Origin of the sequence: Blautia intestinihominis (genome assembly GCF_040096655.1) — a bacterium.
Taxonomy (GTDB): domain Bacteria; phylum Bacillota; class Clostridia; order Lachnospirales; family Lachnospiraceae; genus Blautia_A; species Blautia_A intestinihominis.
On record NZ_JBBMEI010000124.1, the window covers coordinates 1 to 5,452 of the forward strand.

The window sequence follows — 5,452 nt, forward strand, 5'->3', positions numbered from 1 at the left end:
GGCGAGCGCGTCGCCCCCTCGGACACCCCCTGCGCTTTTTCCTGAAACATGAGCTACGTTACTGATAGTTCTATGTTTTGGTGGGGGTGTTCTCTCCTGGTTATTTATGTTGGTAGAGTGTCCTGTGTGGGGACATACTGTCGAATGTTGTATATTATGATGTTCCTGTGAGGAACGTTGTCCTTAAGGGAACAATATTGCTGGTTATTATATAAATCTGTATCCTCAAGTGACTACAAACTCTTAGTGTTTGATCATCAGGTGGGCCAAGGATTTGTAGAGATCCAGGTAGGTTTGGTAGGTCTGGTCGTAAACTGTTTTGTTGTCCGGATCTGGCTCGTGGTGACGGGTTTCTTTTACGGTCAGGGTTACGGCTTCGTTGTAGTCTTTGTAGAAGCCTGTACCTACTCCGGCGAGGAGGGCTGCTCCGAGGGTTGTTGCGGTGTCGGAGGCCGGGACTACGATTGGTTTGCCGGTGATGTCGGATTTGATCTGGGTCCAGAGGAGGGAGTTTGCTGAGCCTCCCATGGCTCTTAAGACTTCTGCTTTTGCTCCGGCTTCTTCTGCGATCTCAAGATTGTGTCTGAGGGACAGAGCTACGCCTTCCATGCAGGCACGGACCATATGGCCTTTGGTCTTTGAAAAGTCAAGACCATAGAAAACACCTTTGGCATATGGATTCCAGATCGGAGAACGTTCTCCTGACATATATGGAAGGAAGACCATTCCGTCACAGCCCGGAGCTACTTTTTCTGCGATCTCATTAAGCTGATTTAAAGAAGAAACTCCTGTCTGTTCTTTCATCATACGCTCATAGTCTGCAAATTCACGTTCAAACCAGCGCATGACTCCGCCGCCTCCGGTGGTTCCTCCCTGAAGAAGCCATTTGTCCGGCACAACATGATAGCTGAGGATCAGTCTCGGATCTGCTTTGTACTCATCTGTGCAAATGCTCATTCCACCGGCCTGTCCGCCCTGCTCCTGTGTTTCTCCCGGATGAATAACTCCGGCTCCCAGTGTCCCGCAGGCCGCATCCAGACCTCCGGCAACTACCGGGGTGCCCTCTGCAAGTCCGCATTCCTGGGCTGCTTTTGCTGTGACAGTTCCAACTACCTGATCACAGTTGCAGATTTCCGGCAGAAAGTCCACCGGAATTCCAAGAAGTTCACACATTTCTTCATCCCAGCAGGCTTTTTTCATATCGAAACAGTGAAGTCCATATCCCTGAGACACATCCTGTGTGATGGCATCTGTCAGTTTGAAGGCGATATAGCTGTTGGACTGAAGGACCTTATAGATGTTTTTGTAAACTTCCGGAAGATTTTCTTTATACCAGATGATTTTTGCTGTCGTATAAGATGGCTGGAGAGAATTTCCTGCCACTTCAAAAATCCTGTCTGCACCAATCTCCTCATTCAGCCGGTCACAAATTACCTGTGCTCTGGTATCCATCCAGATCGGTGTGTTGGTAAGGACTTTTCCTTCTCTGTCGATGGCGATGGCTGACCAGCTCTGTCCGTCAATACCGACTCCCGCGATCTCCTCCGGTGCGATTCCAGCTTTGTAAATCGTTTCTTTTGTTGCTTTACAGACTGCGCTCCACCATTCTTCCGGATTCTGTTCTGCCCAGCCTTCCTGTGGATAATATACCGGATAGTCACCATTTGCTGCTGCCAGAACCTTCCCCTCTCTGTCAAACACAGCAACCTTGCACGCACTTGTTCCGATATCAATACCAAGTAAATATGATTTTGTCATTTCTGCTGCTCCCATTTCTCCACTACCTGTAAACAGTAGCGATTCCTTCTATAAATTGCTGCCACATTCCGGCAGTCTGTTCCAGTTGTTGCTGTTCACTCCATTCACGGCAGCTTTCCGTTCAGAAAGCTTACGGATTTTCCCTCAATGATCTCTGTCCGGAGTTTTTCAGAAAAGCTTTCTTTGCCTTCCTGCTTTCCGTTCTCAAGATGTTCCAGCATGATCCTGGCTACCTCTCTGGCAATTCCGTCCGTTGGCTGAGACACAATCGTAAGTTTCGGGTTACATGCACGTGCAAACTGAAGATTGTCAAATCCAATCAGGGACAGCTGCTGTGGAATCTGGATACCCAGTTCATTTACTCCAATCATCGCCCCCATTGTCATCTCGTAGTTCGTAACAAAAACAGCAGTCATATCCGGATTGTCCCGAACCAGCTTCTCCAGTCCGCGGACCCCTCCCTGGATCGTGTAATCTCCATGAAAGATCAGGGAATCCCGAATCGGTATTCCTGCCTCATTCAACGCTTTGGAATATCCTGCCAGACGCTCCTGTGCTGTAAAAATCCCCTCCGGTCCACCAATAATTCCAATGTTTCTGTGACCTTTTTTTATGAAGCACTGCACTGCATCCTCTGCCGCTTTCCGATTATCAACCAGAACACTGTCGCAGGAAATCCCCTGTATCTTACGGTCGATCAGAACAATAGGCTTCCCTGTCTTCTGGAACTTCCTGAGATGATTTCCCTCTTCATCTACCGGCATATTGATGATTCCATCCACACGCTTGCGGATCAGGAATTCCACCGCTTCACATTCCAGTTTCTTATCAGTCCGGCAGTCACATACGATCGTTGCATAACCGTGGCTCCGTAGAACATCCTCCATTCCGGTGATGATCTCAGCACAAAACGTATTGTTCAGCTCCGGGATCACAACACCGATAGTCTTGGTCGCATTTGTCTTGAGTCCTCTGGCGACCTCATTGACTTCATAATGAAGTTCTTCAATGGCTGCTTCAATCTTTATTCTGTTTTTTTCTCTGACATTCCCGCCATTAAAATAAGAAGAGATCGTTGCCAGACCAAGTCCTGTCTTTCTGGCAATATCTTTCATCGTTGCTGCCATCCCGCCTCACTGCCCTTCTGTATCAGTTATTCAGCTTTACCGTCGCATCCGCAGACTTTCATTCTTGCCATAACAAGTTCTTTGACTGCTGCGATTGCTGTCTTGCCGTATGCTTTCGGATCGATAGTATCCGGTTTTTCTGCGAGAAGTTCTTTGACTGCTTTGGAATAAGCTGCACGGAGTTCTGTTGCAAAGTTTACTTTGCAGATACCACGTTTTACGCAGTCCATAACATCCTCATCACTGAGTCCGGATGCTCCGTGAAGAACAAGCGGGATATCAACAACTTCTCTGATCTCGCTGAGACGCTCTTTGTCAAGAACCGGTGTTCCTACATAAAAGCCATGTGCAGTTCCGATTGCAACAGCCAGAGAGGTAACTCCTGTACGCTCTACGAATTCTTTCGCTTCCTGCGGATCTGTGTTGGTGTCTGCCTCTGCCTCAAGGTCGTCTTCCTTGCCGCCGACTTTGCCAAGCTCTGCTTCGCAAGGGATGTCCAGTGCTTTTGCTACATCAGCCACACGTTTGGTTTCTGCAATGTTTGCCTCGAAATCCAGTTTGGATCCGTCGATCATAACAGAAGTGTATCCTGCATGCATTGCCTGCATAGCCAGTTCAAAGCTGCTGCCGTGATCCAGATGGAGGCATACCGGAACAGATGCTTTCTTTGCTTCTGCTGCAACGATCGCTGCGTAAGTTTCTACGGTGCCGTATTTGATCGTGGACGGAGTTGTCTGGATCATTACCGGTGCTTTGAGTTCCTCTGCTGCCTGGATGATCGCTTTGACCATTTCCATGTTCTCGGCGTTAAATGCACCTACTGCGTAACCGCCTTCCTGAGCTTTTAACAGCATTTCTTTTGATGTAACAAGTGCCATGATGTTTTCCTCCTCATCATTATATGTATGATATTTTTATAGCAACTTCATAACCGTTCAGTATCCTCACAGCTATATAAATGCCTGTTACCGCGAAAACCGAAACGTTTCCGTTTGACTTCATCATACCTCTGTAACGGCTTTCTGTCAACCGTAAAATATTCATCTTTTACAGGAAAATATTCTCTTGTCAAACCATTCAAATGCAGGTAAATTTTAAGATAATGATAAAAAGAAGCGTCCCTGTCTGCTCATGCAGATCCGGACACCCTATTTTATAGAAATGAACGGAGGCACAGATATGTTAAAAGGAATTCCTGAAATCTTATCACCAGAATTATTAAAAGTATTATGCGAAATGGGACACAGCGACCGTCTTGTAATCGCAGACGGCAACTTCCCGGTTGAATCCATGGGCAAGAATGCGATCACCATCCGCTGCGACGGACACGGTGTACCGGAAATTCTGGAAGCTATTCTCAAAGTTTTCCCGCTGGATACTTATGTAGAACATCCTGTAAACCTTATGGAAGTTATGCCTGGTGACGATGTAGAAACCCCGATCTGGGATACCTACAAAGAAATCATCCGCAAGTACGATGACAGAGGAGACGCAGTTGTAGGAAACATCGAGCGTTTTGCATTCTATGACGAAGCCAAAACAGCTTACTGCATCATCTCCACAAGTGAAAAAGCTCTGTATGCAAACGTTATGCTGCAGAAAGGTGTTGTCATCAACAATTAATCATCGGCCATCTTTTCTTCTGAAATGCTCCGGACTTTATTGTCCGGGGCATTTTTTCATGTTATGATAATTATATGCAAGTCCCCACATTACTCTTCGCAACCCTGTGGGGGACTTACTTGATTCGTTAAAAAATGCAGTCAGGCACTTTCCTGAGCTGTCAAGTTAACAGGAGGATTTTTAATGAGGAAAAAAACACCCCGATTCCTGCGCAGTCTTTCTGTGATTCTCTCTGCCGCTGTTCTGGCAGGAAGTTTCATGCCTGCCGTTCAGACTGTCTCTGCACAGTCCACTGATATTGACTTTATTTCTTCTGACGAAGAGGTAACTTCTTCGGATACAGACATCAGTCTGGAAGATATAGACGAAAACACAGACGCTTCTGCTGAAGCAGCGCCTGACACAGACATCCCGGATATTTCACAGGATTCCTCTGGCACTTCCATTGAAAACGAATCCCCTGCTTCCTCTCAGACAGAAGATGAGGATACGTTCACATCCGGAGATTCCGACGAAACAGCCGAAAACCTGGATTACATTCTCGGCCGTCCTATGACAGAAGAGGAACGACAGGCACAGCTCGCGCCGATGCAGACTCTGACCGCCTTTACCCCGGAAGAAGAGGTAAACAGTGATTTTTCGGTCTCTCTCTGGGATATTTTTCCTGAAAGTTACGATTCCAGAGAACAGAACCTCATAACTTCCGTCAAAAACCAGAACCCTTTTGGCATCTGCTGGGCTTTCAGTCTGCTCTCCACAGCGGAAACACCCCAGATGACCATTTTATCCACCAGACCAATTATCATAACGGTGGAAATGGCATGATCGCTTCCTTTTTCCTGAGTACCTGGTCCGGCATGGCTACAGAAGATCAGGTTCCGCTTCCCACGGACAACTCTCACATCCGCGACCTTTCTTCTTCCATGATCCCGGACAGCAGCCTT

The 5,452-nt window shown here is 47.2% G+C and carries 5 protein-coding genes; 2 read left to right on the forward strand and 3 right to left on the reverse strand.

Features of this window, described 5'->3' with window-relative positions; all coding sequences use genetic code 11:
- Positions 1-243: 243 nt before the first annotated feature.
- From xylB to WMO75_RS18705, 3 genes are all read right to left on the reverse strand, one after another.
- Positions 244-1,758 carry a xylulokinase gene (xylB, locus tag WMO75_RS18695; RefSeq protein ID WP_349078723.1) on the reverse strand — a complete coding sequence of 505 codons (1,515 nt, stop codon included), beginning with the start codon at positions 1,756-1,758 and terminating at the stop codon, positions 244-246.
- Between the two features lie 104 nt (positions 1,759-1,862).
- A complete protein-coding gene (locus tag WMO75_RS18700; RefSeq protein WP_349078724.1) occupies positions 1,863-2,885 on the reverse strand; it encodes a LacI family DNA-binding transcriptional regulator in 1,023 nt (340 codons plus the stop codon).
- Positions 2,886-2,911: 26 nt separating this feature from the next.
- Entirely contained in the window at positions 2,912-3,763 is an 852-nt protein-coding gene (locus tag WMO75_RS18705; RefSeq protein WP_173907017.1) for a class II fructose-bisphosphate aldolase, read from the reverse strand.
- A gap of 301 nt (positions 3,764-4,064) precedes the next feature.
- Here WMO75_RS18705 and WMO75_RS18710 point away from each other — a divergent pair, with 301 nt between their 5' ends.
- Both WMO75_RS18710 and WMO75_RS18715 read left to right on the forward strand, forming a co-directional pair.
- Positions 4,065-4,508: an RbsD/FucU family protein gene (locus tag WMO75_RS18710; protein ID WP_022214549.1), complete on the forward strand. Its 444-nt coding sequence runs from the start codon at positions 4,065-4,067 to the stop codon at positions 4,506-4,508.
- 183 nt (positions 4,509-4,691) lie between these two features.
- Positions 4,692-5,333: a C1 family peptidase gene (locus WMO75_RS18715; protein ID WP_349078725.1), complete on the forward strand. Its 642-nt coding sequence runs from the start codon at positions 4,692-4,694 to the stop codon at positions 5,331-5,333.
- Positions 5,334-5,452: the final 119 nt, after the last annotated feature.

Excerpts from the sequence above, each read along its gene's own strand:
- xylB (WP_349078723.1), bottom strand. The coding sequence starts at position 1,758 with ATGACAAAATCATATTTACTTGGTATTGATATCGGAACAAGTGCGTGC.
- WMO75_RS18700 (WP_349078724.1), bottom strand. The coding sequence starts at position 2,885 with ATGGCAGCAACGATGAAAGATATTGCCAGAAAGACAGGACTTGGTCTG.
- WMO75_RS18705 (WP_173907017.1), bottom strand. The coding sequence starts at position 3,763 with ATGGCACTTGTTACATCAAAAGAAATGCTGTTAAAAGCTCAGGAAGGC.
- WMO75_RS18710 (WP_022214549.1), top strand. The coding sequence starts at position 4,065 with ATGTTAAAAGGAATTCCTGAAATCTTATCACCAGAATTATTAAAAGTA.
- WMO75_RS18715 (WP_349078725.1), top strand. The coding sequence starts at position 4,692 with ATGAGGAAAAAAACACCCCGATTCCTGCGCAGTCTTTCTGTGATTCTC.